This is a genomic window from Rhizobium sp. AC44/96, from assembly GCF_001692185.1.
In the GTDB taxonomy this organism is placed as follows: Bacteria; Pseudomonadota; Alphaproteobacteria; order Rhizobiales; family Rhizobiaceae; genus Rhizobium.
Genome location: NZ_LXKO01000004.1, coordinates 1 through 959 on the forward strand (window position 1 = coordinate 1; position 959 = coordinate 959).

Consider the following 959-nt stretch of genomic DNA (forward strand, 5'->3'; position numbering starts at 1 on the left):
TGGCATCAGTCAGGTGACCATCGAAACGCAATACGCCACGGAATGCTTTAAGCATCGGATGGTATGGCGAACTGCGCCGTCCACGTTTCTCTTTCTTCATGAAGACAAAACCGTAAACCCTTTCATCGAGATTGGGCCTGTAGCTCAGTTGGTTAGAGCACACGCTTGATAAGCGTGGGGTCGGAAGTTCAAGTCTTCCCAGGCCCACCATTCACTTTGAGTGACTGTTGGATTTGGGTGCCTTGAGTGCCTGATGGGGATTATGGATTGTTGCCGAGTCTCAGTTCTGACGAACTGAGGCGATCGAGCTGGAGGGGCTGTAGCTCAGCTGGGAGAGCACCTGCTTTGCAAGCAGGGGGTCAGCGGTTCGATCCCGCTCAGCTCCACCAAATCGATGGTGTCGAGCCTGAGGGTTCTGATGGCAATGTCTTCTGAAGAAATTAAAAGTTTGCTTCGTCTACGGACGCTGCCTGTTCTGCATATATCGTGAAGAGAAGATTGATCTGGAGGCTTCCAGGTGTTGGGTTCTGCCCAATGTCCGAGCCCAGTTCCTGAGAAACCATGGATGGCCTAGCCGGCCGGATATGGTGGAGGGATTGGAGGTAGGAAGGAAGCTTGTCACTCTGGGTCGTTGTTGTTTGCATTCCCTTGGGTTTGCATCTGACGGACGACTTGATGGCCGTTGCCTGACCGCGCGGTCCTGGATTTAATCTCGAGAAGCTGGTCTTAAGATCGGACACAAGAGGGCTGCTCGGCGTAGCTCCAATAAAGTGATCCGATCGAACACGTCGATGGCATTGTTGGATTGGTGGGGTTGTAAAAGGTAACCCTGCCTGTCGCTCATTCCTTTGGAATGACGACGAGATGATGAGCATTGGCAATGAGAACGATTAAGTGTCGTAAGGGCATTTGGTGGATGCCTTGGCATGCACAGGCGATGAAGGACGTGATACGCTGCG

2 tRNA genes are annotated in these 959 nt (G+C 52.5%); both read left to right on the forward strand.

The window, feature by feature from the left end:
- The first annotated feature begins 133 nt into the window (after window positions 1-133).
- Window positions 134-210 (forward strand) — tRNA-Ile (locus tag A6U87_RS07625).
- Window positions 211-313: 103 nt separating this feature from the next.
- Window positions 314-389 (forward strand) — tRNA-Ala (locus A6U87_RS07630).
- The last annotated feature ends 570 nt before the right edge of the window (window positions 390-959 follow it).